The sequence below is a fragment of the Selenomonas sp. GACV-9 genome (genome assembly GCA_900116485.1).
In the GTDB taxonomy this organism is placed as follows: Bacteria; Bacillota; Negativicutes; order Selenomonadales; family Selenomonadaceae; genus Selenomonas_A; species Selenomonas_A ruminantium_G.
On the sequence record FPAX01000001.1, the window covers coordinates 183,568 to 209,480 of the forward strand.

Consider the following 25,913-nt stretch of genomic DNA (forward strand, 5'->3'; position numbering starts at 1 on the left):
CGCAAAGGATGCCTTTCCTGCGGGGAAGGCATCCCTTTTGCGTCATATTTAGTGTTAGCAAGAAAGAGGTGATCCCTTGAAAAAGAAGACGACGGAACGGAAAACGACGCGGCGGCGCAAGACGGCGGCAAAGGCCGAGGTGAAGCCGGCCAATCCGGGCCGTAAGTACGAACTGGCAGGATTGGCCTTTGTGGCCGTAAGTCTTATCTCGCTCTGTGGCCTGTTCGGATTGAATGTCGGCTTTGTCGGGGTGTATTTTGCCAAGTGCCTGCATTATCTGTTTGGCATTGGCGCTGTCATCATATCGCTGGTTATCCTGCTGATCGGCTATCAGTATATGGCCAAGCATCATGGCCTTGTTTATTCGCCGCGATTCTTTGGTCTCGGACTTTTATTCTTATCGGTGCTGGCCATCTGGCATCATTTTGTCATTCCCGTTGGCGAGGAAATCCTGCCTGACAGCCTGCCGCGCGGCGGCGGCCTTACGGGGGGCGGCCTGTTGTTTGTCCTGCGCAAGTTTTTTGGCGTCGATGGTTCGATTATCCTGCTCGGCGTCGGCACGATCGGCTCCATCCTGCTCTCGACGACCTGGTCGCTGGCCACAGGCCTTATGAAGACCCAGCAGACTGCGGCCAAGGGGGCTAGTGCTGCTGGCGAAGCTGTCTCGGTGGCCTATGAGAAGGTGGCCGATGTCAGCGGCCGCGTGGAAGAGCGCGTCGTCGATGCGGTCAAGGAAAAGGTCAAGAATTCGTTCTACAATCAGGAGCGGGATACGCATTTTGCGCAGGCGGAGGAAGAGGAAATGCCGGCTAAGCTGGCACCGGAGATGGACGCAGCGGCACCTGTCGTGGCGGAACCAGAACCGGCACCGCTGCCTGAAGAACCGCCTGTACCTAAGTTCACGATTGAATATGGGCGCAGCAATGAAGACGAGCCTGAACTGGAGATACCGGCAAATCACGTGACGGCGCCGCATACCGAGCCGGTGGTCGCACCGTCGCCAAAGCCCATGCGCAAGAATCCGACGCCGATGCCCGAATACAGTGAGATTGCACCAATTCGCCCGGCAGCAGCTGTGCTCGATGGCTCAGAGGCTGCGGCGAAGGCAAATGAAGTGGCCCAGCCGCCCGCTAAGCCCTATGAGATGCCAAAGGTCACGGAGCTCTTGTCCAAGCATGCGAAGAAAAAGAATGCGGCGCTTGAAATCGAGATTGAGGACAATGCGCGTACCTTGCAGCAGACGCTGGCGGACTTCAAGGTCAAGGCAACCATCATCAATGCTTGCCATGGCCCAGCAGTCACGCGTTATGAGCTTGAGCCGGCACCTGGGGTCAAGGTCAGCAAGATCACGAATCTTGCCGATGATATTGCCCTGCGTTTGGCGGCATCGTCGGTGCGCATCGAGCAGATCCCAGGTAAATCAGCTATCGGCATTGAGGTGCCGAATAAGGAGCTCGAGGGCGTTGAGCTCCGCGAGGTCTTAGAAAGCCCAAAGTTCGAGGCGGCCAAATCCCGCCTGACCGTGGGCCTTGGCATGGATATCGGCGGTCAAGCCATCTTTGCCGATCTTGCCAAGATGCCGCATCTGCTCGTCGCTGGTGCCACGGGTTCCGGTAAGTCCGTCTGCATCAACACCTTGATTACGAGCGTGCTGTTCAAGGCCAAGCCTGATGAGGTCAAGTTCATTCTCGTCGATCCGAAGATGGTCGAGCTCTCAGGCTATAATGGCATTCCACATCTGATGGTGCCAGTCGTCACGGACCCGAAGAAGGCGGCCTCGGTACTCAACTGGTCGGTGCAGGAGATGGAAAAGCGCTATGCCAGCTTTGCCGAGCACAACGTCCGCAATATGGACACATATAATAAGAAGTTCCCCGACGATAAGATGCCGGCCATCGTCATCATCATCGACGAGTTGGCTGACCTCATGATGGTGGCTCCCCATGATGTGGAGGACGCCATCTGCCGTCTGGCTCAGAAGGCCCGTGCGGCTGGCATCCATATGGTACTGGCCACCCAGCGTCCTTCCGTCGATGTCATCACGGGCATCATCAAGGCTAACATTCCTTCGCGTATCTCCTTTGCCGTGTCGAGCCAGATCGACTCGCGCACGATCCTTGACCGCAGCGGTGCAGAAAAGCTGCTGGGCCGCGGCGATATGCTCTTCTATCCAGTCGGCGCATCGAAACCGCGCCGCGTGCAGGGTGCCTTTATCAGCGATGAGGAAGTGGAGGGCCTCTTAGACTTTATCCGTTCCCAGGGACAGGAAATGGAGACTAACGAGGAAATCGTTGCCTTTACCGAGCAGGCCTTGGCCGCTGAACAGGCTGAGGAGAGTGGCGGCCGCAGCAACGCGCCCAAGACTGATGAGCTATTGATGGATGCCATCAATCTCGTCATGTCGACGGGACAGGCATCGACCTCGAGTATCCAGCGCCGGTTCCGCATCGGCTATACGCGGGCAGCGCGGCTCATCGACACCATGGAGGAACTTCATATCGTCGGCCCGAATGTCGGCAGCAAGCCCCGCGAGATCCTCATGACGACGGAGCAGGCGCAGGAAGTGGCGGCCAGCCTTTCATAAGGCAAATCGTAAACCTGTAATAAAACGTTTCACAAGCGTGGAAAAATATGGTAAAATAATCAACTAGATGTTCTATAAACACAACAGTGATAAAGTCACTGCTGAAAATACCTATATGGGGGTAGATTTTTTTGAAGTATATGAGTGGTAACGAACTGCGCGAAGCATATCTGCAGTTCTTTTCCGAGAAAAAAGGCCATCTGCGCCTGCCGAGTTTCTCTCTGATCCCGAAAGATGACCCGACGCTCCTGCTGATTGGTGCAGGCATGGCGCCGCTGAAGCCGTTCTTCACGGGCAAGATGAAGCCGCCTCGCACGCGCGTCACGACGAGCCAGCGCTGCGTCCGTACCGGCGATATCGAGAACGTCGGCCGCACGGCACGTCATCAGACGTTCTTCGAGATGCTGGGCAACTTCTCGTTCGGCGACTACTTCAAGGGCGAGGCTATCCCCTGGGCTTGGGAGTTCCTGACGGAAGTCGTCGAGCTGCCGAAGGAGAAGCTCTGGGTAACGGTTTATCCGGATGATGATGAGGCTATCGAGATCTGGAAATCCCAGCCGGGCTTCCCCCAGGATCATATCGTCAAGATGGAAGACAACTTCTGGGAAATCGGCCCTGGCCCGTGCGGCCCGGACTCCGAGATCTACATCGACCTCGGCGAGGAGCGCGGCTGCGGTTCGCCGGACTGCGCAGTAGGCTGCGACTGCGACCGTTATCTTGAGATCTGGAACCTCGTATTCACGCAGTATGACAAGCAGGAAGATGGTTCCTATGCCAACCTCGCGCATAAGAACATCGATACGGGCTGCGGCCTTGAGCGTATCGCCTCCGTTGTCCAGAACAAGAAGACGAACTTCGAGACAGACCTGCTCTATCCGATCATCGAATATGCTGCCAACGTTGCTGGCGTCAAATACGGCGAGGATGACGAGAAGGATATCTCGCTGAAGGTCATCGCTGACCATGCCCGTTCCATGGCTATCATGATCATGGATGGCATCCTGCCGTCCAACGAGGGCCGTGGCTATGTCCTGCGCCGCATCCTGCGCCGTGCTATCCGTCATGGCCGCATGCTCGGCATCAAGGACAAGTTCCTTGAGGGTGCCGTTGACGCTGCTGTCAACATCTACCGTGGCGCCAAGGATTTCGAGGAGCTCATCAACAAGGCTGACTACATCAAGAAGGTCATCAGCATCGAGGAAGACCGCTTTGCTGCTACCCTCAATCAGGGCATGGAGCTCTTGAACGGCGAGATCGAGACGGTCAAGAAGGCTGGCAAGAAGGAGCTCGATGGTCAGGTTGTCTTCAAGCTTTACGATACCTTCGGCTTCCCGTGGGAACTCACCGAGGAGATTCTGCACGAGAACGAGCTCGACCTCGACAAGGAGGGCTTCGAGAAGGCCATGGACGAGCAGCGCACGCGTGCGCGCAACGCACGTGCCGAGAACACGCGCGTCGAGGTTCCAGACCTTTCGAGCATCGATGTCAGCAAGCTGACGGTAGACGAGACGGCCAAAGAAGGCAAAGTCGTCGCTATCTGGAAAGACGGCGTGCTCGTCGATGAGATCACGGACGGCGAAGAGGCTGGCATCATCCTCGACAAGACGCCGTTCTACGCCGAAGGCGGCGGACAGGTCGGCGACGAGGGTATGCTGGTCAGCGAGTTCGGTCGCATCAAGGCTGTCAATGCCAAGAAGCTGCCGGATGGCACGGTATACCATGTTGCCTATGTTGAGGAAGGCCAGCTCAAGGTCGGCGAGACGGTCAAGATCGAAGTCGACCAGACGAAGAAACTGGCTTCGGCCCGCAACCATACGGCTACCCATCTGCTGCAGGCTGCCCTCAAGCAGGTTGTCGGCGACCAGGTAAGCCAGGCAGGCTCCTCCGTTACGCCGGAGCGCCTGCGCTTTGACTTCACGAACTTCGAGCCGGTGACGGCTCAGCAGCTCGCTGATGTCGAGGAACTCGTCAACAGCGAGATCCTCAAGGGCACGGATGTCGAGATCAGCCATATGGGCATCGAGGAGGCGAAGGCCGCTGGTGCTATGGCCCTGTTCTCCGAGAAATACGGCGATGTTGTCCGCGTCGTCAGAGTCCCGGGCTTCTCAATGGAGCTCTGCGGCGGTTCCCATGTCAAGAACGTCGGCCAGATCGGCATGTTCAAGATTGTCAGCGAGTCCGGTGTCGCATCGGGCGTACGCCGCATCGAGGCTATCACGGGCCAGGCTGCCCTTGACTATGTCCAGGGCAAGATGGCAGTCCTCGCCGAGGCTGCTGCCAAGCTCAAAGCCAAGGAGGAAGATGTCCCGGCTCAGATCGAGAAGGTACAGGCTGAGGTCAAGGCTATGCAGAAAGAGCTGGCTGAAGTCGCTGCTATGCGTGAGCAGGCTGATGCTGCAGATCTGCTCGGCGGCATGAAGACAGTGAATGGCGTTGCGGTCGCTTGCGGCAAATCGAATGCTGCTGGCATGGATGAGCTCCGCGACGTTGCCGATATGACGTGCTCGAAGCTCGAGTCGCCGTGCGTTGTCGTCTTGGCTTGCGCTAACGATGGCAAGGTCAACCTCGTCGTCAAGGCCGATAAGGCTGCGGTGGCCAAGGGCATCCATGCAGGCAAGGTCATCAAAGAAGCAGCTGCTGTTGTCGGTGGTGGCGGCGGCGGCCGTCCGGACATGGCCCAGGCTGGTGGTAAGGACGCCAATGCGATCCCGCAGGCACTCGATAAGGCATTTGCCATGATTGAAAGCCAGCTCGGCTAATCGTTCCATAGATAAATGAACAGACTCCCTCTATCTAAGAGGGAGTCGTTCTAGCTTATACGAGAGGGAGGAGTCCCGCATGGAAGTAGATATCACAAGTAAGGTCAAGGATTATGTCCGCTATGGCTTGATAGGCCTTGTCGTTTTAGTCCTGCTGGCTGGCGGTGGCGTGTATCTCTACCAGCACCATAACCGCAGCATGACGGTTTATGGCGCCCAGGTCGCTGGCACATTGGTACCGGCCAAGGCACGGTCGGCTGGCAAGATTACGGAGATTGTGGTAAGTGATGGCGACCATGTCAATGCTGGCGACGTCATTGCCCGGGTCGAGACGAATATAACCGATGAGGAGATCCAGCAGCTGCAGCAGAACCTTGACCTCAGTAAACAGAGTCTTGAGCAGCTCAAGAAGGGCACGACGATGACTGTCCCTGCAGCCGCAGCAGTACCTCAGGTCGACAGCGGTGCCCAGCAGCGTGCTGCTCAGGCGTACAGCCGCCTGCAACGCATGAATGAACTGTTCAGCATGGGTGCTATCAGCGCGGTCAAACGCGACGAGGCAGCAGCTGCCTATGCTGCTGCCAAGGCCGCAGCCAGCAGCCAGCCTGCATATTCGGCGCCGGCTCAGACGACTACGGTGCCGGTAGATCCTGAGATCATCAAACAGGCTGAGGCCCAAGTCAAACAGGCCGAGGCGGCGCTGGCCAATGCCAAGCAGGACCAGCAGTCGACGGAAATCCTGGCACCAGCGGCCGGCACTGTCCTCATTGTCGATGGTATGGCAAACGATGCTGAAGTCAAGGCCAATCAGGTCATCGTCAACATCATGGATGCTGGTGATGCCTGGGTCGAGGCCCATGTAACATCGGAGCAGGCGAAAAACATCCGCCTGGGCCAGTTCGCTGAATACGAAGTGGACGGTCACAAGCTGCAGGGATCCGTCAAGGATGTCGCTGACGCGTCAGATGCAGCCGATGACAATGCTGACCAGTCAAACGCCAGCGATGGCGATGGACGCTTGACAGTCCGCATTTCTATTCCGTCTGATTTGTCATTTACGTTGAAACCAGGCATGGAAGCCACAATAAAGTTTGTTTTGGGTATGTAAATGTCCGTTTGAGATAGATATAGATAGGCAAAATTTTACAGAAATATGCTCTCTATTGCGAATTAAACGCGATGGAGGGCTTTTCTTTTCGCAGTAGCTGTGCTATAATGACTTATAATTTCACGAACTAAAGGAATAAAGATTAAAAGAAAAGCAAACAGGAGGATACCAACATGGTGAACCCAAAGCTAAAAGACAGACAGAATGATCAGCTCTGTCAGGCAGTGCTTTCGCTTGAGAATATGGATGAATGCTATCAGTTCTTTGAGGATATCTGCACGATCAGTGAACTCAAATCGATGGCGCAACGCTTGGAGGTCGCCAGGATGCTCAAAGCTGGCCATACTTATGATGACATTGTGGAGCAGACTGGTGCGAGCACGGCGACAATCAGCCGCGTCAAGCGCTGCCTGAACTATGGCGCTGACGGCTATAAGACTGTGCTCGAGCGGCTGCCGCAGCAATCGGAGACGTAATATCCACAAGAACGATATCAAAGGAGCGAAGAACAGATGGAAAAAGACAAGAATGTATTGGAAATCCCTTATGGTACGCGCGATTTTCTGCCCAGTGAAGCGGCGAGCAAACGGGCAATCGAGACGAAACTCGCCGAGCTCTTTGCCGAGTGGGGCTATGATGAAGTCGTCACGCCTACAATCGAGTACCTTGACAACTTGACGCTGGGCAGCAGCCGCAATACGGAACCCCATCTGTTTAAGCTCTTCGATAAGGACAATCGCACGCTGGCCCTGCGCCATGAGATGACGACGCCGATTGCGCGCCTCGTGAGCAGCCGTCTGCAGGATTATCCGCTGCCGATGAAACTTTCCTATATCAGCAGCGTCTTCCGCTATGAGCAGACCCAAACGGGCCGCCAGTGTGAGTTCCATCAGGCAGGTGTCGAGCTCATGGGCAGTACGAGCGCTTTTGCTGATGCGGAAATCATCGCGCTTGCTATCCAGGGGCTTTTACGCGCCGGCCTCAATGATTTCCAGATCTGCCTTGGCCAGGTCGAATTCATCAGCGGCATCATGGAGCAGTATCAGCTGGCTCCAGACGTCAAAGTTGAGCTCAAACAGGCCATGGAACAGCGTGACCTGGTGGCCCTCGGCAACCGGGTCGATGCGCTGAAACTGCCGGAGACGGCAAAACAAGTGCTCAAGAAACTGCCATTGCTGAATGGCGGCGAAGAGATGGTCAAGGGTGCTTATGATCTGGCGCTCAATGAACAGAGCCGCCGGGCTCTTGACAATCTCTGTGAGATCTATCGCCTGCTCAAGGCCTATGGCGTCGAAAAATATGTGCGCTTTGACCTCGGCATTATCCGTGACTTCAGCTATTACACGGGCATGGTCTTTGAGGCCTATACGCCGGGTCTTGGCTTTCCGCTTTGTGGCGGCGGCCGCTATGATCATCTGCTGGCCGACTTTGGCAGCGCCTGCCCGGCTACAGGCTTTGCCAGCGGTATCGAGCGCATCCTGCTCGCCCTTGAGCGTCAGGAGCTTGCCAAGCCGTCGCGCGCCCGCGATGTGTATCTTGCCTATGCGGCCGGCAAAGAGAGTGCTGCTATCGCGCAGGCTGAAACGCTGCGGCACAGCGGCAAGACGGTTGAGCTTTCCCTGTCGCCGCAGACAAAGGCTGACGCTGAGGCCGCACAGCAGGCTAAAGGCTATGCAGAGCTGGTTTACTTGGCATGATACAGCGTGTACGTCAATTTTATCGCGCGCTGACGGCAACGATAACGGCTGCGGACAAGGTTTGGATTGACCAGTCGATCCCGGCGGCTGCGCAGAAGCTTTTCTATGCGATGCATCCGGCCGACCAGTATCATGCCTTGCATGTGGCGCGCACGGCGTTAGCGTTAGCTGACAAGTCAAATATGATAGTTGACCGGTCATTTTTATGCCGCTGTGCGCTGCTTCACGACGTGGGCCGCCGCAAGGGAGATCTTGACATTTGGGGCAAGGTATTCACCGTGCTTATCTGTCATTTCTGCCCGTGCCTTGCCGATAAGCTCGCCTGTCCGCAGGCCGAGGCGTTTTGGGAAAAGCCTGGCTATGCCATCTACGTCTATAAGCATCATGCGGCCATTGGGGCGCAGAGACTGCGTGATTTAGGCTTTATGGCCGAGGCCGCAGTCATTGCCTGTCATCATAGGCAGCCGGCAGCGGGGGATTCGCCTGTGCTTTGCCTCTTACGGGCAGCCGATGAAAGAAATTAACACTTTGCCTTGACGTTTACAAGTTTACATGTTAGTATTGTTACATGTTAGCACTTTAACAAGATAAAGAAAATTTTTTCGATATTTAGGAGGTCAGATATGCAGTCAAATAATATGGATTACCTGACAATTGCTTTGCCAAAGGGAAAATTGTTCGGTTTGTCAGCAGACCTTTTGGCAAAGATTGGCTATACAGCTGAGGGGCTTTCCGATAAATCCCGGAAACTCATCATCATCAACGAAGAGAAGAAGATCAAGTTTATCGTTTCTAAGACTGCAGATGTACCGACCTATGTAGAGTACGGCGCAGCCGACATCGGCGTAATCGGCAAGGATGTCCTCTTAGAGTCAGGCAAGGATGTTTACGAGCTTTTAGATCTTGGCTTTGGCCGCTGCCATCTGATGATGGCCGTGCCGAAGAATGAGAAACGGGCCAAGCTCACCGATTACAACCATACGCGCGTTGCTACGAAATTCCCGCATATCGCCGAGAAGTTCTTCAATCACCATGGCATGCAGATGGAATACATCAAGCTCAATGGTTCGATTGAGCTCGGGCCCATTGTCGGGCTTTCGGAAAGCATCGTCGATATCGTCGAGACGGGCACGACCCTCAAGGAAAACGACCTGGAGGAAATTGTTTCGATCCAGGATGCGACGGCCCGGCTCATCGCGAACCGTGTGAGCTTCAAGATGAAATTTGATCGCATCAATACGATGGTCAGTGATTTGCGTAAGATACTGGAAAGCGAGGCTGCAAAATGAGAATCGTAAAAGCTAGTGAAGTTGGGGAGCAGGAAGTCGAGCGGCTGCTCACAAAAGCTGCCTTTGATGAGGTTGAGCTCAATCCGAAAATCCGTGAGGGCAACAAGAAACTCTTCGGCCGCGATATGAGCGCCGCCGAGCTTGTCCGCCAGATTGTCGGCGATGTACGCAAGGATGGCGACAAGGCCGTCATCCACTATACGAAACTCATTGACCGCGTGGAGTTCACGCCTGAGGAGTTCCTGGTAAGCGAAGAGGAATTTGCGGCAGCCGATAAAGCTGCGGATCCAGCGGTGGTGGAATCTCTGCGCAAGGCCGCTGAGAATGTCCGCCGCTATCATCAGGAGCAGAAACCGAACTCCTGGATGACTTATCGCGAGCAGGGATCGATTCTCGGCCAGTCCATTGTCCCGCTTGACCGTGTCGGTATCTACGTGCCAGGGGGCACGGCAGCCTATCCATCGTCGGTCATCATGAACGCTGTGCCGGCTGTTGTCGCTGGTGTCCGCGAGATCATCATGATGGTGCCGCCAAAGAATGGCAAGATAAATCCCTATGTACTGATTGCCGCCCGCGCTGCTGGCGTCAAGAAAATCTATAAGGTTGGTGGTGCGCAGGCTATTGCGGCCATGGCCTTTGGCACGGAAACGATTCCGCGGGTGGATAAGATTACGGGCCCGGGCAATATTTTCGTCACGCTGGCCAAGAAGGAAGTCTATGGTCATGTTGATATCGATATGCTCGCCGGCCCGAGTGAAATCCTGATCGTTGCCGACAAATCAGCTGATCCCGTCTACACGGCAGCCGATATGCTGAGCCAGGCTGAGCATGATCCGCTGGCCTCGAGCATCGTGATTACCGATGATGCAGAACTGGCGGCTAAAGTTGCAGACGAAGTCGAAACGCAGCTTGCTAAGCTGCCGCGCCGTGAGATTGCGCAGGCATCGATTGACCGCAATGGCCTTATCGTCGTGGCTGAGGACATGATGCAGGCCATGCATTTTGCCAATGTCTCGGCTCCCGAGCATATGGAACTCTTGACCGAGCAGCCATTCCAGCTACTGCCTTATGTGCGCCATGCTGGTGCGGTGTTCCTCGGTGCCTACTCGCCTGAGCCGCTCGGCGATTATTTTGCTGGCCCGAACCACGTGCTGCCGACTGGCGGCACGGCCCGCTATTACAGCGTCTTGAACGTTGAGACCTTTATGAAACGCACGAGTATCATCTCGTATACGCAGCCAGCTTTGCAGGCTGTCAGCGAAGATATCATCCGTCTGGCAGAGACTGAAGGACTGCAGGCCCATGCCAATGCAATCCGTTTGAGGAGGAAATGAGTTTATGTTGAAATACCGTACAGGTTTAAAGGATATGCCGTCTTATGATGTGGTGGAACGTGACTGGGAAATCAAAGTCAATGCCAACGAGTGTAATATGAATCTGCCGCCGATGGTGGAAGACCGGCTGATGGGCCGCCTTTCCCGCGTGGCCTATAATCGCTATCCCAATGAGGAATACGATGCCCTGCGCGAGCAGATTGCCGACAATCACAAGCTGCAGAAGGAAAATGTGCTGATTGGCAGCGGCTCCAGCGAAATCATCGAAAAGCTTTTCTACTGCTTTGGCGGTACGAAGGCCAAGAAAATCGTCTATCCTGAGCCGTCGTTCTCGATGTACCGCATCTATGCCAAGGCCGCACAGGCTACAGGTATCCCAGTAGCGCTCGAAGACGATTTCACGCTGGATATCGAAAAGTTCGTCACTACGGTCAATGAGGAAAAAGCATCTTTGGCCGTTATCTGCAACCCGAACAATCCGACGGGTACGGGCTACTCGGTCAGCGATATCGAATACATCGCTGACAACATCAACGGCAATTGCGCACTGCTTATCGACGAGGCCTATATCGAGTTCTATGGCCGCACTTCCGTTGGTCTGTTGCAGAATCATCCCAACCTTATCGTTGCGCGCACCTTCTCGAAGGCCTATGGTCTGGCATCGGCCCGCGTGGGCTATATGCTGGCGAGCACGGCAATCGTCACGATGATTGAGAAGTCCTATATGCCGTATCATATGAATGTACTGTCGCTGGCCACGGCCGATATCGTCTACCAGATGCGTCACGAGTATGTGCCACGCATCCAGATGATGATTGCTGAGCGCAAGCGTATGAGTGCCGAGCTCGATAAGCTGCCCGGCGTTACGGTCTATCCGTCGGAAACGAATTTCGTGCTGATAAAATATGCCAAGGCCAAGGAGCTCAACGAATACCTTGAGGGCAAGGGCATCGGCGTGCGCTGCTTTGGCGATGCTCCGGGCCTCAAGAACTGCCTGCGCATTTCTATGGGCCTGCGGGAGGAAAACGACCAGTGGTTTGATGCTATCAAGCAGTTTGTGGAGGGCAGAGCATGAGTATCCGCACAGCAGCCGTGGAACGTAAGACTGCCGAAACGGCGATAAAACTTGTCTTGAATCTCGATGGCTCCGGCAATGGTGTCATCGACTCGGGCATTGGATTCTTTGATCATATGCTTGATCTCATGACCGCTCATGGCCTGCTGGACTTGACGCTGGCCTGCGATGGCGATCTTGAGGTTGACGGACACCACTCGGTGGAGGATATCGGCATTGCCTTGGGCCAGGCATTCAAGCAGGCCATCGGCGATAAGAAGGGGATCTGCCGCTATGGCACCTTCTATCTGCCGATGGATGAGTCGCTGGCCTTTGTTTCCCTCGATATCAGCGGGCGGCCCTTCCTCGTCTACGATGGCGGCGAGATGACGCCGATGATTGGCGGCTATGATACGGAGCTTACCGAGGAATTCCTGCGCGCCTTCGCCTTCAATGCGGGCATTACGCTGCATGTCAAGGTACTCTATGGCACGAATTCTCATCATAAGGTCGAGGCTATCTTCAAGGCTCTGGGCCATGCCATCCGGCAGGCGGTGGAAAAAGATTCGCGCGTCGATGGTGTACCGTCAACCAAGGGGACATTATAAGATTAGGAGGGCCTCCGATGATTGCGATAATCGATTATGGTGTAGGTAACCTGTTCAGCGTCGAAAAAGCCTTTACGGCACTGGGCGCTGAAGTCAAAGTGACCAATAAGGCCGAAGAAATCCTGGCAGCTGACAAGCTGGTGCTGCCAGGTGTCGGTGCCTTTGGCGAATGCATGAAGAAGCTCACGGACTCGGGACTGATTCCCTCCATTCGTGAGTGTGTCGATAACGGCAAGCCTTTGCTTGGCATCTGCGTTGGCCTGCAGATTCTCTTTGAGGGCAGCGAGGAATCCCCAGGGGTTAGAGGTCTGGGCTTTTTGCAGGGCATGGTCAGGAAAATCCAGGCCCCGGAGCTCAAGGTGCCGCATATGGGCTGGAACAGCCTGTCCGTCGTAAGACCACGCCGGCTCCTTGACCTGTTTGATGGACTATCAGATAAGCCCTATGTCTATTTCGTCCACAGCTATCATGCCGTGCCTGAGAATCCATCCATTGTCACGGCCTGGACTGAGTATGGAGAGAAACTTACCGCGGCAGTGGCTAGCGGCGATATCCAGGCCACGCAGTTTCATCCCGAGAAGTCAGGCGACGTTGGCCTGCAGATTCTCAAGAATTTTGTCGAAGGCTAAGGCCGAAGGAGTGGTAAGCTATGCTGATTTTTCCTGCAATCGATATTCGTGGCGGTAAATGTGTGCGCCTGTTAAAGGGGGATTTTGCCCAAGAGACCGTCTTTTCTGATAAGCCTGCACAAATGGCTAAGCAGTGGGAAGCGCAAGGTGCGCAGTTCCTGCATCTCGTTGACCTTGATGGCGCATTAGCTGGCAAGTCTTGCAACCTTGCTACGGTTAAGGAAATCCTGGCGGCGGTGACGATTCCCGTGGAACTAGGCGGTGGCATTCGCACCATGGAAAATATCGACGAAGTGCTGGCGCTGGGGGTGCGCCGAGTTATCCTCGGCTCGGTGGCAGTCAAGAATCCTGCTCTCGTCAAAGAGGCTTGCGCCAAGTATGGTGACCGCATCGTGGTGGGCATCGATGCCAAAGACGGCATTGTGGCCGTGGATGGCTGGGGTGTCTCTGGGGATGTGGATGTGACAACGCTGGCTAAGGAAATGAAAAAAGCCGGGGTCAAGACCATCATCTATACGGATATCTCTCGGGATGGTACCTTGGAGGGCGTCAACGTGGAAGCTACGGCGAAATTAGCTAGGGAAAGCGGTGTAAATATTGTTGCCTCGGGGGGCGTCAAGTCAACGGCGGATATCGAAGCCCTCAAGCCTTATGAAAAAGATGGCATTGAAGGGGTAATCGTCGGCAAATCCATTTATATGGGTACTCTTGATTTACAGCAGGCTATTGAAATTGCCGCCAAGGAGGATTAAAATGTATACGAAACGGATAATTCCTTGTCTTGACGTCAAAGATGGACGCGTAGTCAAGGGAACCAATTTTGTCGGCCTGCGCGATGCCGGTGATCCGGTGGAGCTGGCGGCGCGCTATGACGAAGAGCGGGCCGATGAACTCGTATTCCTCGACATCACGGCCTCGAACGAAGAACGCAACACCATGGTGCAGGTCGCACAGGATTGCGCTTCCCAAGTCTTCATTCCCTTTACCGTGGGCGGCGGTATTCGCTCGGCAGCTGATATGCGCCGCATGCTGAAAGCTGGTGCCGATAAAACGTCGCTCAATACGGCGGCCATCAAGAACCCTGAACTCATTCGCGAGGGCGCGGAAAAGTTTGGCAGCCAGTGCGTTGTGCTCGCTGTCGATGCGCGCCGCACTGGTGAGGACAAATGGGAAGTATTCATCAATGGCGGCCGTACGTCGACGGGGCTTGATTGCATCGAATGGGTCAAGAAGGCTGTAGAACTTGGGGCTGGCGAAATCCTGCTCACGAGCATGGATGCCGATGGTACGAAGGACGGCTATGATATCGCCCTGACGCGGGCGGTGTCTGAGGCCGTGAATGTGCCGGTCATCGCCTCAGGCGGCGCTGGCAAACTCGAGCATTTCTACGATGTGCTGACGCTTGGCAAGGCGGATGCCGTGTTGGCGGCTTCGGTATTCCATTATGGGCAGTTCACGGTACGGCAGGTCAAGGAATATCTAAAATCTCGTGGCGTGGAGGTAAGATTCTGATGGACAAAAACATTGACATTTCCATGGTAAAATTTGACGAAAAAGGTCTGGTACCGGCTATCATCCAGGAAGAGAATGGCCAGGTACTCATGATGGCCTATATGAATGAAGAATCCCTCAAGAAGACGATTGAAACGGGCTATACGTGGTTCTATAGCCGCAGCCGGCAAAAGCTCTGGAACAAGGGCGAAGAGTCGGGCAACAAGCAGAAAGTGCGGGAAATCTCCTACGACTGTGATGGCGACACCCTACTCGTACGCGTTCATCAGACAGGCGTTGCCTGCCATACGGGCACCTATACCTGCTTCAGCGGACGCAAGCTCGTCGGTGAGGAGGAAAAGGGCGTAACGGTTGTGCCGCCGGAGCCGCAGGTATCGCTGGCTACGGTCTTGAATGACCTCTACAACGTCATCCAGGACCGCAAGCTCAATCCCGTGGAAGGCTCCTATACGAATTATCTTTTCGATAAAGGACAGGATAAAATCCTCAAAAAAGTCGGCGAGGAAGCCGTCGAAACGGTCATTGCTTCGAAGAATCAGGCGCCGGAGGAAGTTCTCTACGAAATGGGCGACCTTTGGTATCACTGCCTGGTACTGCTGGCCTATCACAAGCTCACGCCAGACCAGCTCTTAGATGAGCTTATGAGCCGCCGCAAGGGTGGAAACTATCACCAGTTCACAGGCAAGACCGGCGTCCGTCCGGATATGTAAGCGAGGATTCCCCTATGAAAGAATATCCAATCGCGCAGGAGTTCCTGGCCGCAACCACCATGGCCAAGAATCCCAGCGTTCCCAAAATGGAAGGTGCCGAACCGCCAGCACCGGAAAAAGCCGTGTCCCCTGGCACGAAGATCATTCCGCTGCCGGAGCCGGAATTGCTCCCCGATATGCCCGTCAACTTTCTGGAGGTCATCGAGCTGCGGGCTTCGGTGCGCCAGTACAGCCAAGTGCCGCTGACGATAAAGGAGCTTTCCTATTTGCTCTGGTGCACCCAGGGCGTCAAGATGGGACTGCCCAAGGGCGCCAGCAAGCGCAATGTGCCGTCAGCCGGTGCCCGCCATGCCTTCGAAACGTATCTTTTCATCCAGAACGTCAAGGGCATTAAGCCGGGGCTTTATCGGTATCTCGCCTTTGAGCATGCTTTGCTGCCACTCAAAACCGCTGAGGAAATCGGTGAGGCGTTCTGCTCCTGCTTCCGAGCTCAGAATATGGCGAAAAACAATGCGGTGACCTTTGTCTGGAGCGCTGTGCCGGAGCGCATGACCTATCTCTTTGGCAGCCGCGCTTACCGTTATCTGTTCCTTGATGCAGGCCACGTCTGCCAGAACCTATATCTTGCGGCCCAGACGGTCAAGATAGGCGTCTGCGCACTGGGCGCCTACGAGGACGACAAGCTCAACGAAGTCCTGGGACTTGACGGCAAAAACGAATTTGCCATCTACGGTGCCACGGCTGGCAAGCTACAAGCATAATCTTTTCTAGAAACAACAGTACCCCCATGAACTCGCACCCTGCCGATTCCATGGGGGTATTGTGCAAAGGAGGAGGGGACATCATGTTTGATGACGACTATGATGATGAGCGTTACTACGATGACGAAAACAACTACGTCTACAACAATTATGTCTGTGAAGACTGCGGCTATCGCTGGCTGGCCGATGACTACGCCATCAGCTGTCCCGTATGCGGCAGTGCCAACATCGAGCAGGACGAATTCCTATGACTCCACGCTATCCGCGGCCATGAGAAACGATACCATTCTCGCTGATAATCTGCAAGAGAAAGAAGTCGATGGATTATGGATACAGCAAACGCAAAGCTTGCAGGCAAGACCTCGCTGGAATGCTATCTGGCGGAGCATATCGACGAGGCGATCGAAAGGCATGAGATCACCGTCCATTACCAGCCAATCATCCGCAGCCTGACGGGAAAAATCTGTGCCTTTGAAGCTCTGGCCCGCTGGACAGATCCCATCTACGGCACGATCACGCCCAGCGTTTTTCTCGGTGTGCTGGAAGCCACCAACCAGACGCACAAACTTGATCTGGCCGTAGTCAAAGAGGTCTGCCAAACGCTTGCCAGCAGGCAGCAGCAGAACCAGCCGCAATTGCCGATTTCCCTGAACCTGTCGCGGCTTGACTTTTTGGCCGGGGATTTCTTTGCCCTGGTAGAAGCGGCGATGGACCAGTATCAGCTGCCCCGTGAACTGCTGCGCATCGAAGTCACAGAAAACATCTTTGCCCAGGACAAGCGCATCGAATCCTCGTTGAAGCGCTTTCAAGCAGCTGGTTACTTGGTATGGCTCGATGACTTCGGCGAGGGCAGTTCCTCCCTGAATGTGCTGAAGAATCATCAGTTCGAAGCCTTGAAGATCGATATGCGGTTCCTAGCACCGTTTTCGCCACGTGCCAAGACAATCATCGAATCCGCGGTGTGCATGGCGAAGAAAGTCGGCATCCACACCATCGCAGAGGGCGTGGAGACAAAAGAGCAAGCCGATTTCTTGACCAAGATCGGCTGCGAGAAGATGCAGGGCTTCTATTTCGGCCGTCCCATGCCGCTGGAGAAAGCGCTGGCTGCCTGCGAGGAAAACGGCATCGCCACCGAGGCAAACACTGCTGGCAGCCGCATCCGCACAGCCGAAGCCTATGACCGTGGCGAATATCTGAAAATCTTCCAGCCCATCTATGCACGACGGCTGGAGGAGACCAAGCTGGAAAACATGCATTTTGCCTACTATACCAGTGCGACCACGGGCATCAACATCCTCAAAGGGCGTCATCTCTGGATGCGGGCGGCGGCCTGCATGAACGACTACCGTGAAATCGACTACGGCATCCAGCTGCTCAACCATACCATTTACAGCTCCGCAGCACGGCGCCAACGGATCCAGGCCATCAGCCAGCAGCTGCACTGGGGCAGCAATATGCTGGAATCCCTGCTCAGCGACCTGAACCGCAACGAACAGCAATACATCACCCATACCTATCTGGCCTGCGTCTCCGAACACGCACCAGAAGAGAAGGGCAGGGGGCGGCTGTCCATGTGGCGGGCCTATGGACGTAAGACAGGTGTAGCCTTCGTTCTTAATCCCAACGCCATATTCCGCCCCCTCGAACCACTGCCGCTCCTCCTGTCTCCGGTGGAATACCTGAGCCAGGAGCAATTCTCGGCTGGCTTTGACTGGATGCTCGAAAATATCGAACGCAGTCTGGCAACACTCCAGGAGCATCCATCCACACAAGTCTTGAACTATTTCGTCGACATGCTGATGACCTCGCTGTTTTCCATCAAGAACCCAGGCTTTGTCGAGGAACGCGAGTGGCGGTTCATCTACAAGGAATCTTCACAGGGACGGCTGGCCTATGACATCGAAGTCATCGACGGAATCCCGCAAATCATCTACAAATTGCCAATCTGCGGTCCTGGCGATGACTATCCAGGCTTGCCGCTGCAGGAAGCACTGGAAGAAATCATCATCGGCCCCAGTCAATATGCCGAAGTAATCCGCACCGCCTACGTCAAGCTCCTCGAAGAAATCGGCATCCACAACGCTGCACGGCTGGTGAGCAAAAGTAACATTCCGTTGCGGTAAATTATCAAGGCTTGCAGGCGAGTTTCAACCAATTCTTGAGCCGCTTTTGTGGATGACAGAAGATGCTTATATACTTGCATTATCTTGACACGTATAAAAGCACGTGCTAAGATAGACTTGGAAGGAGAAAATCATGAAAGGATATTCTTCCAGGGAGATACTCAAAATCTTGAAAAAAGATGGGTGGCGAGAGGTTACCTGCATAGGCGACCATCATCAGCTCAAGCATCCGACAAAGAAAGAACGTGTTACTGTCCGGCATCCAGTTAAGGATTTGAGTCGTGACGACTTGAAGAGTATCGAAAAACAATCGGGACTTACATTTGATTAAGTCCCCTCCCTTTTGGGAGGGAAGGAGGCTATTATGGAGAGACCGAATTTTTATCACTACGTTGCAATCATGGATTATGAGGATGACGGCGTACATATAACGTTTCCTGATTTGCCGGGATGCGTTTCATTTGGCGAGGATGAAGCTGATGCAGTTAAACAGGCTCGTGAGGTTCTAGCCTTACACCTTTGGGGGATAGAGGACGACGGAGACGTGCCGCCAGTTCCATCCACGGTCAAGAATTTGTTACATACGAATAAACTGCCAGAGAATCAGACCTATTTCCTGGTTGAGACTTTTATGCCAAGTATTCGTGAAAAGATGGCTAATCGTGTGGTAAAGAAAACTTTGACCATTCCTGCATGGCTAAACGCACGAGCAGAAAGCTATGGCATTAATTTTTCACAGACTTTGCAAAGAGCTTTAAAACAAGAACTTAATCTGGTCTAAAGATAAGGATACAAGGAATGAAGTATAAAATTCTTTTTTGTTTTTTTGGGGGAATCCTCAGTTATTTTAACTTTATCGACCTACTAAAAGAGGATGACTTTCCTATTTTATATGCAATCTTAACTGAATTTGGAATAATATTCCTGGTAGGAATGAGTTGCTTCACATTGCGTTATTTTGTAAAACAATGGAAAATGAATCCGCAAAATGAAAAAGAGGAAAAAGAAAACAATACTCATCTAGGAGAATCGATACTTCTGCTTATATACTTATGGGGAGTTATATTTTATCTAGTGTGGGGATTTATAAAATATTAATAGCTAACTATTTACTTCCGATAAGTATAAACCTAGTGAGAAAGCGCCCATAACCCTAGTAAGGGTTATGGGCGCTTTTGTCTGCAATTTGTCTGCATCGTTATTTTGTCTGCATGATTTTATGGAAGAGCGAAGCTGTGTCTTGGTCCATTTTCTTGGTTGCATGGGTATATACCTGCTCAGTGAGTTGTGTGGTTGACTGGCCCAGACGATTAGCGACACCTTTTATCGATGCCCCGGCTATATCCTTTGGCATTCAATTGCTTCCGTATGCAGTCTACGGAGTAGGAGTGCCCGTCAGATCTGGTGCAGACTAAATCGACTCTGGCTAGCGGCCCATTTGGCAGCCCTTTGGACATATTGCGTATCGTGCCGTCGGGCTCTTCGTAGACATATACATAATGCTCCCCATAGGCCAGCTCCTGCTCAGCCTGGGCGGCTTTCCAGCTGGACAGTTCCCCGACCAGCTCCGGCGTTATAGTAAAGGTGCGCTGGTTGCTGCGGGTCTTGGGCGGGGTTAGGCAATACTTCTTATCCTTAGCGATATAGCGGATCTGCTTGTTCACGGAAATTGTCATCTGCTTCAGGTCGATGTCCTGCCATCTAAGGCCCGCTACTTCAGCCACACGCATCCCCGTATTGTAAAGGAGCATGGTAGGGATGTGCATGACATGGCCCGTTGGAAAAGCTTCCATAAGCGCCGCAAATTCATGGGGCGATGGGGCGCTATTATCCTGCGTTTGACCAGATCACGCGGCGCAGTGCGCGGTACCTTGATATACAAGGCAGGGTTTGACTGTATCAAATTGCTGGGGTACACGGCGTAGTTAAGGGCCTGCCGCAGGATGGCCAGGATAAGCTTTAATGATTTCTGGGCCAGCCCCTTACGAGTTAACTGGCGCATCCATCCGTCCAGCGCGGCAGGGGTTAGATCCTGTATGTCAATATCGCCCAAGAGCGGAGTGACATGGTACTTAATCATCTTTTGGTACTGGGAGAGGGTAGCCGCACGGACGTTAACAGCCGCCACGCCATGCAGCCAGTTATCCATATAGTCCTTTAGTGTTATATGGTCACTGATAATACCAATGTTGCCATGCTTGAAATCTGCGTAAGCCTCTACGCCAGCATTATACGCATCTTCCTTTGTCCTGAAGCCGCCTTTTTCTACAGTCTTTCTTTTGCCATTGACCTGACCTGCCTCACAAATATAGCTGTATGTCCGGCCGCGTTTGCGTGTTCTGATTGTGGCCATATAATCAACTCCTTAAATCTAGTTCTTTTCAAGAGTGATTATACCACGGAGCGGGCAAGCCATTCCTGTGCCGCTGCACAGGAATTATCGGGATAAAGGAAAAGCCCCCCGGTAGCTACTCCGAGGGGCCTTACTCATTGCTCGATATTTATTACCTTTAGCTACACCCATTATAGCATATCTTGATAATTTGGCAAGGATAATATACAATAGAGCATGCTGCGGATCATATCCCTTACCGTAGTGAAGGGAGGTGAGCTCGTTGTTCGATGATATTTATTACCTTTTTATGTCGGTCGTAGCAGGTGTAATCAGCTACTACATCTGCAAGTGGCTGGATCGGCAGTGACGCAGCAACAGCACCAATGCTCTGAATAGCTACCAGAGCACAGGCCCGGCCGTATGGTCGGGCTTATTTTTATGGTTTCTTGCGGCCTTTGATTAGGGGCGCCTTCATTTTGAACTATTTCCATTTTGGAAATAGTTGCCTCGGGGCTCAGTTCCTGTTCGTCATATATGTTTTTGATGTGCTCGTCGATGGCCGGGGCTTGACGGCGAACAGCCAGATATGCATCGCATAGGGCATTCATGGTAAGCTTGGCGGAAACGGCAGTACCGGGTGCCACGTGCTTCATCTTTATACGCTGGCATACTATCACCGGCCTTTCATAAAAAGGATATTACAGAAATTCCTGATGACTACATACAAAGAAAAGTTGCTATGATAAACTTGCGCCCAAGAAAATGTCTTAACTACCGAACACCATATGAGGTCCATTTTGAGAAAGTGTTGCACTTAGCTTGACAATTCGTCGGTTTATTCATAGATAATGCTCTCCTATAGCTATGTTATTTATAGACTGGTTAGTTTTTAGTTATGAGTTAAACCTTATGGGCTAGAAGGTGGTGTACAATTTGTCGACGTTGCTTTGCCAAAAGCAGTTCAAAATCATTTTTGATTTGCAATCTATTATAGTTGCCTGGGCCAGAATCGTTAGGGTCGTCCATATTAAAACTTTTATGTAGTAAATCTAATAACTCATTTCTGTTTTCATCTAAAATATTTTTTATAGTGTTTGCTAAAGTGCTATCAATTTCACCAATATAGTCGATTAGACAATATTGGAGGATGTTTTGTCGTTTATTGTATTCTTTTGAAAATCTTTCTATAGCAAGAATGGCTGCTGGATCTCGCTGTAAGTATTGAAATAAGGAGTCAAAGCTGGTAATGGCGTTGTTATAGAAATCATTTAAAATTTGATTATGGTTTTCTAGTATGATTTTTCTATACAAGTATTTATCATTTTCTTTTTTGTTGTTCTTTTTTAGTTCGTGGAAATTTGCTAGTGCAATAATAAAACTTAAAGATGCCGCGACGGCGGACATTGTTGCGGCAAATGCTGATATCGATGATGGTTGCACTGAAAGAATGTGTGTGATAATCTTATCAAGAAATGGCAATGCTTGATACAAAATGTAAATTAAAAAAATAATATTAAAGAATATACTGATGGCGAATTTTATATTCAAATGAATTCCTCGATTCATTAAGTGTATTATTGGCAATAAAATGGTATAATATAGGTGATGATATTGCAGAAAGTGAGAGGACGGTTATGAATAATGAAAAAGCATCAATTATCGTTAACATTCAATACGTAACCGTTATGGGGCTTATATACCAGGATGTTAAACGCCTTCTTTACGTAATCGCTCAACTAATGTGGCTGCTGATAAGTACAATTTGGTTATGTTACTCTGAATGGTGGGGGTTACATCGTACTCGATATAGGCAGTAACCTGTATGCTGTTGCCTTTGAGGGATTCAATAATCCAATCAATGTTATAGTCATTGGCATCTTTTATAACAAAAGCATATTTACCAGCAGGGATAGCAGGGCTGGAACTAACTTCAAAATGACCTGTTAAGTTTTCTACAGAAAATGACCTTACGATACCGTTTAGAATGATAGGTACATTAGAAATAACTTTATTGCTCTTAAAGAGATGTGCATCTTCATTATTTAAAACGATATCTTCTTTTGGATACTCTTGAGAATTTATTGAAAGTTCTCCCGCTTGCTGGCCAAATACCGTAGCAACTCTTCTAAGTGCGGGGCGCATAGCCTGTGATATATGCATAGTATCATTAGAAACGGTAATAGTATTATTATCCGAATTGTAATTAAAAACAGCACCTGGAGAATTTGTTATATTTACGGTCGGTACATTATTTTTATTAGTTTGTGAAAAATATTTATGAAGAAATTTGAACCCTGCTACTGTAGCTTTGAATATAAGCTTCGGATCAATAGTTTGAGTAATAGCTAGCGATTGCTGTAATGTGAATGCCGTAAGGCCAGCATCAAATATGATAGAGCCTCGTTTTACATTATATGCAACAATTTTAAAGTTTTCTCTATCGTTAGCAGTAATTCGCTTATGCCCAGTATAAAAACAGTAACTTCGGTCGAAAATGGCCTGTATATTGATTAGGGCTATGCCTAACGCGTGAAGGTCAACATATTCTCTTGTCATATCACCCCGTAATGCTATTTGTAATTTTAAGTCGTTGTCACTCATAATTAAATTCATATCCTTTCATACAGCCGTCCATCCCCGGGCGGCTTATTTTTATGCCATCATGCAAGGTGGCGTCTTCTAATCTCAGCCACGACCCCAATAATTTTCACTGGCAGTTCTCTTTCAAAACGGTATTTCCTCATCCAGAGCAACCCCAAAGCGTTCTTCCCGCCAGGGCTTCAATGCTCCTGACTGCAAGAAGGTGGTAGGCGCTCCGCAGTGTACGCAGTATCTAGCGTTGTTGTCGGCATCGTAAAGTGTTTCATTTTGTGCTACGGATTGCACCGCTTGCACGGTACATATCCTGCGGCAATGGCATCATCACGGGTGCTGAACTCTACGAATCTTTCTGGATGCTTTATCGTGGAGCAGCTGGAGTAGTGGAACTTCATCGACTTCGGGTTGCCAAGGTAGTCCGATGCCAGGGCAGGGGTAGCTATTGATACACAGACAACGGCCAGCGTGGCCAAAGCTATTTTCTTGAACATGGGAATCATTCCTTTCGTATAGCCGTCCTTCGGGGCGGCTTATTTGTGCTGTTTTTGCAATAAAATGGTATAATATAGGTGAGGATGTTGCAGAAAGTGAGGGGGGAAGGATGCGAAAAAAACTTAAAAATCTTAATTTTATCGTAGCTGTGAGCCTGGTATTGTTGGCCGGCAGGCGTTTCTACTGATGTCGCTACCACCGTAACAAATCTTTTATTGTTTGGCTGGGGTATCTTCTGTTGCGTGCGTGCAGACGAAAAGAACAATCAGTGATTGTATGAAGTAAAGCATACATGCCTTCATAGCAGGATCTAAACCTTCGGCAAATGTACTCAAACCTGTGATGATGGTGTTAAACCTGCTTTCAGGAAGGTTGGCCCAGGTATCATATAGCTGCATAGCTACACCTTGAGATTTCATCGCTAACTGCCGGGCTCGTTTCAAGGCTACGTTCCTTGTCTTGGGATTACGACAAGTAGCTGAGGATGAGCAGGGGGTCGCGGTTAGGGTAGCCATTTCCTTGTATAGCTCAACATTTATGCGCATCAATTCGCTGATTGCAGGCTGAGCGGCCATAAAGGCGCTGTTCATTGCCATGATACTGGGAGTAATTACGTTCTGAAAGATTTCTTTTTGCTGTGACGCCAAAACATCGGTTATTGGCGCATAGGTCTGCTGCATCGCATTCAAGGCATCTAGTGTAGGGCGTAATGTAGTATTCATTATAGCCTGTGCCTGCATAAGCGGAGCCGTAATGGCGGCAGTTTGCGTAGCTAGTGAAGCGTAGGGCATCTGAATTGCGTTTTGAAGTGCCTTTAGCGCCGGTGAATCGCAGATGCGTTGGACTGTCTCCGCCATTTCGAAAATAGGATATGTATTTGTTGACAATCTTATATGGTCTTCAATGGTAGCCATTTATATCAGCTCCTTTCGTACAGCCGTCCATCCGGGCGGCTTATTGTTATGATTGCTTTTGGCTGGTCGGTTTAGGATTGTTATCATCTTCTTTGTCGGATTGATTGGCAGTCAATTCGGCTACGCGTTTCTGGGTAGCGATGCTTTTCGTTTCTTTAAAGAAACCTCTGGCTATTTCTTGAATATCAGCCGTTAGATGAGTATCAGCAGGGGCGGTGTTCTTCCAAAAGCGAATGCTGTGTATTTTTACGCCGTTAGGAAGCGTTTTATCCCCATAATCTGCTAGATAGAATTTTTTCCCAATGGGCAGGAATTCAACCGCACATACCCTTTTCAACTGGGCATTGATGCCCACATCTTTTACTGTGAAATGTTCTTTGTCGTGATACATATTTATTGCTCCTTTTATAATATTGTATATCGCCAGTGGCAGCCAAGTGATAGGGTTATTCAATAGATGGCAATAAGGACACGTGTAGCGGAATTATAAGATCCAGTTTTTCATCAATGGACATGTTTGATGACTGCATCTTGCTTAGGACAGCGTTAAGCCTGGCTTGGTCTTCTGGCTGTTTTGCTAAAAGCTTACACATCTCTATATATTCATCCAGACCTGCTTCAGCATCTTTCGCATCTTCAACGTTAGGAAACCCAACAGTATATTTATATTGATACATAAATTTTACAATATTATCGAGGCGTCCTTTGAAAGTACGTCTCGCGGGGACCCCGTCTACCTGGTACCAGCCATTATCCACAATGTCCTTTAGTTCGGGATAGGAAGACTGCTCCCTCATCGCGTCCTCACGTTCAGCCCGCCGAAATGTCTCGTATTCCTCAGCGTCTCCGTTGAACTGAGGCGGGATATATTCGTCATAGAGGTCATACTTCTGCAGGAATTCCACTATTGACAGGTCATAGTGCTGGCAAAGCTTGCCGAACAAAAAATAGCTAACAGGCTCATCATCGTGTTCGTATTTCAGAATCAGCGCCTCAGGGATTTTGGTGTTAAGGGAAACGACATCAGTGGTTTCCCCGTGTTTCTCGCGCTCGGACTTGAGTGCCGCACCTAATTCCATGTGCATCGTGTCATCGCCAACTAAATAATTGAGTGTACAGCCCAGAGTGTTTGCAATGCTCTGGGCTTTTGTTATATCCAATTTGGTGGTCTTACCATTTAGAAAATCAGAAACCGAAGATGGGGACATACCAGACGCCTCAGCTAGGTCTTTTCGTTTAAGGTTTTTCATGTCTAAACATATTTTTATTTTTTCACTAGGTGTCATTATTATCGCCTTCTTTCATGGCTATATTATAACATTTCTACGGTTTTCCGTAAATATCAAGTTGGCATTTTCGTATTTATTCGAGAATAGTGGCTAATATTATACGAAACTCGTATTATA

27 protein-coding genes are annotated in these 25,913 nt (G+C 51.2%); 19 read left to right on the forward strand and 8 right to left on the reverse strand.

Annotated features, from left to right (window positions below):
- Nucleotides 1–76: 76 nt before the first annotated feature.
- From BM322_RS00825 to BM322_RS00910, 19 genes are all read left to right on the forward strand, one after another.
- Nucleotides 77–2,584: a DNA translocase FtsK gene (locus BM322_RS00825; protein ID WP_075428014.1), complete on the forward strand. Its 2,508-nt coding sequence runs from the start codon at nt 77–79 to the stop codon at nt 2,582–2,584.
- A gap of 140 nt (nt 2,585–2,724) precedes the next feature.
- The gene (alaS, locus tag BM322_RS00830) at nt 2,725–5,343 is read left to right on the forward strand and encodes an alanine--tRNA ligase (protein WP_177220805.1); all 2,619 of its coding nucleotides are present in this window, start codon (nt 2,725–2,727) and stop codon (nt 5,341–5,343) included.
- A 79-nt stretch (nt 5,344–5,422) separates the two neighbouring features.
- Entirely contained in the window at nt 5,423–6,451 is a 1,029-nt protein-coding gene (locus tag BM322_RS00835) for an HlyD family secretion protein (protein ID WP_075428016.1), read from the forward strand.
- Nucleotides 6,452–6,624: 173 nt separating this feature from the next.
- Nucleotides 6,625–6,927, forward strand: coding sequence for a YerC/YecD family TrpR-related protein (locus BM322_RS00840; RefSeq protein ID WP_075428017.1), 303 nt, complete (start codon nt 6,625–6,627; stop codon nt 6,925–6,927).
- Nucleotides 6,928–6,963: 36 nt separating this feature from the next.
- The gene (gene hisZ / locus BM322_RS00845; protein WP_075428018.1) at nt 6,964–8,148 is read left to right on the forward strand and encodes an ATP phosphoribosyltransferase regulatory subunit; all 1,185 of its coding nucleotides are present in this window, start codon (nt 6,964–6,966) and stop codon (nt 8,146–8,148) included.
- Nucleotides 8,145–8,672, forward strand: a complete 528-nt coding sequence (locus BM322_RS00850) for an HDIG domain-containing metalloprotein (protein WP_075428019.1) — start codon at nt 8,145–8,147, stop codon at nt 8,670–8,672. Before hisZ ends, BM322_RS00850 begins: the two co-directional genes overlap by 4 nt.
- A gap of 99 nt (nt 8,673–8,771) precedes the next feature.
- Nucleotides 8,772–9,437, forward strand: a complete 666-nt coding sequence (hisG, locus tag BM322_RS00855) for an ATP phosphoribosyltransferase (protein WP_075428020.1) — start codon at nt 8,772–8,774, stop codon at nt 9,435–9,437.
- Entirely contained in the window at nt 9,434–10,771 is a 1,338-nt protein-coding gene (hisD, locus tag BM322_RS00860) for a histidinol dehydrogenase (protein WP_075428021.1), read from the forward strand. Before hisG ends, hisD begins: the two co-directional genes overlap by 4 nt.
- A 4-nt stretch (nt 10,772–10,775) precedes the next feature.
- Nucleotides 10,776–11,846 (forward strand): histidinol-phosphate transaminase, encoded by a 1,071-nt coding sequence (hisC, locus tag BM322_RS00865; RefSeq protein ID WP_075428022.1) that lies wholly within the window; start codon nt 10,776–10,778, stop codon nt 11,844–11,846.
- Complete coding sequence (gene hisB, locus BM322_RS00870) at nt 11,843–12,433, forward strand: imidazoleglycerol-phosphate dehydratase HisB (RefSeq protein WP_075428023.1); 591 nt, start codon at nt 11,843–11,845, stop codon at nt 12,431–12,433. Before hisC ends, hisB begins: the two co-directional genes overlap by 4 nt.
- A 17-nt stretch (nt 12,434–12,450) precedes the next feature.
- Nucleotides 12,451–13,062: an imidazole glycerol phosphate synthase subunit HisH gene (gene hisH, locus BM322_RS00875; protein ID WP_075428024.1), complete on the forward strand. Its 612-nt coding sequence runs from the start codon at nt 12,451–12,453 to the stop codon at nt 13,060–13,062.
- A 20-nt stretch (nt 13,063–13,082) separates the two neighbouring features.
- Complete coding sequence (hisA, locus tag BM322_RS00880; protein ID WP_074514861.1) at nt 13,083–13,814, forward strand: 1-(5-phosphoribosyl)-5-[(5-phosphoribosylamino)methylideneamino]imidazole-4-carboxamide isomerase; 732 nt, start codon at nt 13,083–13,085, stop codon at nt 13,812–13,814.
- Nucleotide 13,815: 1 nt separating this feature from the next.
- Complete coding sequence (gene hisF, locus BM322_RS00885; RefSeq protein ID WP_075428025.1) at nt 13,816–14,574, forward strand: imidazole glycerol phosphate synthase subunit HisF; 759 nt, start codon at nt 13,816–13,818, stop codon at nt 14,572–14,574.
- On the forward strand, nt 14,574–15,284 hold the full coding sequence (hisIE, locus tag BM322_RS00890) for a bifunctional phosphoribosyl-AMP cyclohydrolase/phosphoribosyl-ATP diphosphatase HisIE (protein ID WP_033169439.1): 711 nt from the start codon (nt 14,574–14,576) through the stop codon (nt 15,282–15,284). Before hisF ends, hisIE begins: the two co-directional genes overlap by 1 nt.
- Nucleotides 15,285–15,298: 14 nt before the next feature.
- Complete coding sequence (locus BM322_RS00895) at nt 15,299–16,045, forward strand: SagB/ThcOx family dehydrogenase (protein ID WP_075428026.1); 747 nt, start codon at nt 15,299–15,301, stop codon at nt 16,043–16,045.
- An 83-nt stretch (nt 16,046–16,128) separates the two neighbouring features.
- A complete protein-coding gene (locus BM322_RS13365; protein WP_143102142.1) occupies nt 16,129–16,296 on the forward strand; it encodes a hydrogenase maturation nickel metallochaperone HypA in 168 nt (55 codons plus the stop codon).
- A 75-nt stretch (nt 16,297–16,371) separates the two neighbouring features.
- Nucleotides 16,372–18,168: an EAL domain-containing protein gene (locus BM322_RS00900; protein WP_075428027.1), complete on the forward strand. Its 1,797-nt coding sequence runs from the start codon at nt 16,372–16,374 to the stop codon at nt 18,166–18,168.
- A 133-nt stretch (nt 18,169–18,301) separates the two neighbouring features.
- A complete protein-coding gene (locus BM322_RS00905; RefSeq protein WP_075428028.1) occupies nt 18,302–18,499 on the forward strand; it encodes a type II toxin-antitoxin system HicA family toxin in 198 nt (65 codons plus the stop codon).
- Between the two features lie 33 nt (nt 18,500–18,532).
- Nucleotides 18,533–18,949, forward strand: a complete 417-nt coding sequence (locus BM322_RS00910; protein ID WP_075428029.1) for a type II toxin-antitoxin system HicB family antitoxin — start codon at nt 18,533–18,535, stop codon at nt 18,947–18,949.
- Between the two features lie 529 nt (nt 18,950–19,478).
- Here the strand turns inward: BM322_RS00910 and BM322_RS00920 are convergent.
- The 8 genes from BM322_RS00920 to BM322_RS00960 all read right to left on the reverse strand — a co-directional run bounded on the left by BM322_RS00920 (nt 19,479) and on the right by BM322_RS00960 (nt 25,793).
- Nucleotides 19,479–19,961: a tyrosine-type recombinase/integrase gene (locus tag BM322_RS00920; protein ID WP_075428031.1), complete on the reverse strand. Its 483-nt coding sequence runs from the start codon at nt 19,959–19,961 to the stop codon at nt 19,479–19,481.
- On the reverse strand, nt 19,880–20,521 hold the full coding sequence (locus BM322_RS00925; protein ID WP_075428032.1) for an Arm DNA-binding domain-containing protein: 642 nt from the start codon (nt 20,519–20,521) through the stop codon (nt 19,880–19,882). The genes BM322_RS00920 and BM322_RS00925 overlap by 82 nt, the downstream gene beginning before the upstream one ends.
- Before the next feature lie 882 nt (nt 20,522–21,403).
- A complete protein-coding gene (locus tag BM322_RS00935; RefSeq protein WP_075428034.1) occupies nt 21,404–22,051 on the reverse strand; it encodes a hypothetical protein in 648 nt (215 codons plus the stop codon).
- Nucleotides 22,052–22,210: 159 nt separating this feature from the next.
- Entirely contained in the window at nt 22,211–23,104 is an 894-nt protein-coding gene (locus BM322_RS00940; protein WP_075428035.1) for a hypothetical protein, read from the reverse strand.
- 272 nt (nt 23,105–23,376) lie between these two features.
- Complete coding sequence (locus BM322_RS00945; RefSeq protein WP_075428036.1) at nt 23,377–23,592, reverse strand: Ada metal-binding domain-containing protein; 216 nt, start codon at nt 23,590–23,592, stop codon at nt 23,377–23,379.
- A 213-nt stretch (nt 23,593–23,805) separates the two neighbouring features.
- Nucleotides 23,806–24,507, reverse strand: coding sequence for a hypothetical protein (locus tag BM322_RS00950; protein WP_075428037.1), 702 nt, complete (start codon nt 24,505–24,507; stop codon nt 23,806–23,808).
- A gap of 46 nt (nt 24,508–24,553) precedes the next feature.
- Nucleotides 24,554–24,898, reverse strand: coding sequence for a hypothetical protein (locus BM322_RS00955; RefSeq protein WP_075428038.1), 345 nt, complete (start codon nt 24,896–24,898; stop codon nt 24,554–24,556).
- 55 nt (nt 24,899–24,953) lie between these two features.
- On the reverse strand, nt 24,954–25,793 hold the full coding sequence (locus BM322_RS00960; protein WP_075428039.1) for a helix-turn-helix transcriptional regulator: 840 nt from the start codon (nt 25,791–25,793) through the stop codon (nt 24,954–24,956).
- Between the last annotated feature and the right edge of the window lie 120 nt (nt 25,794–25,913).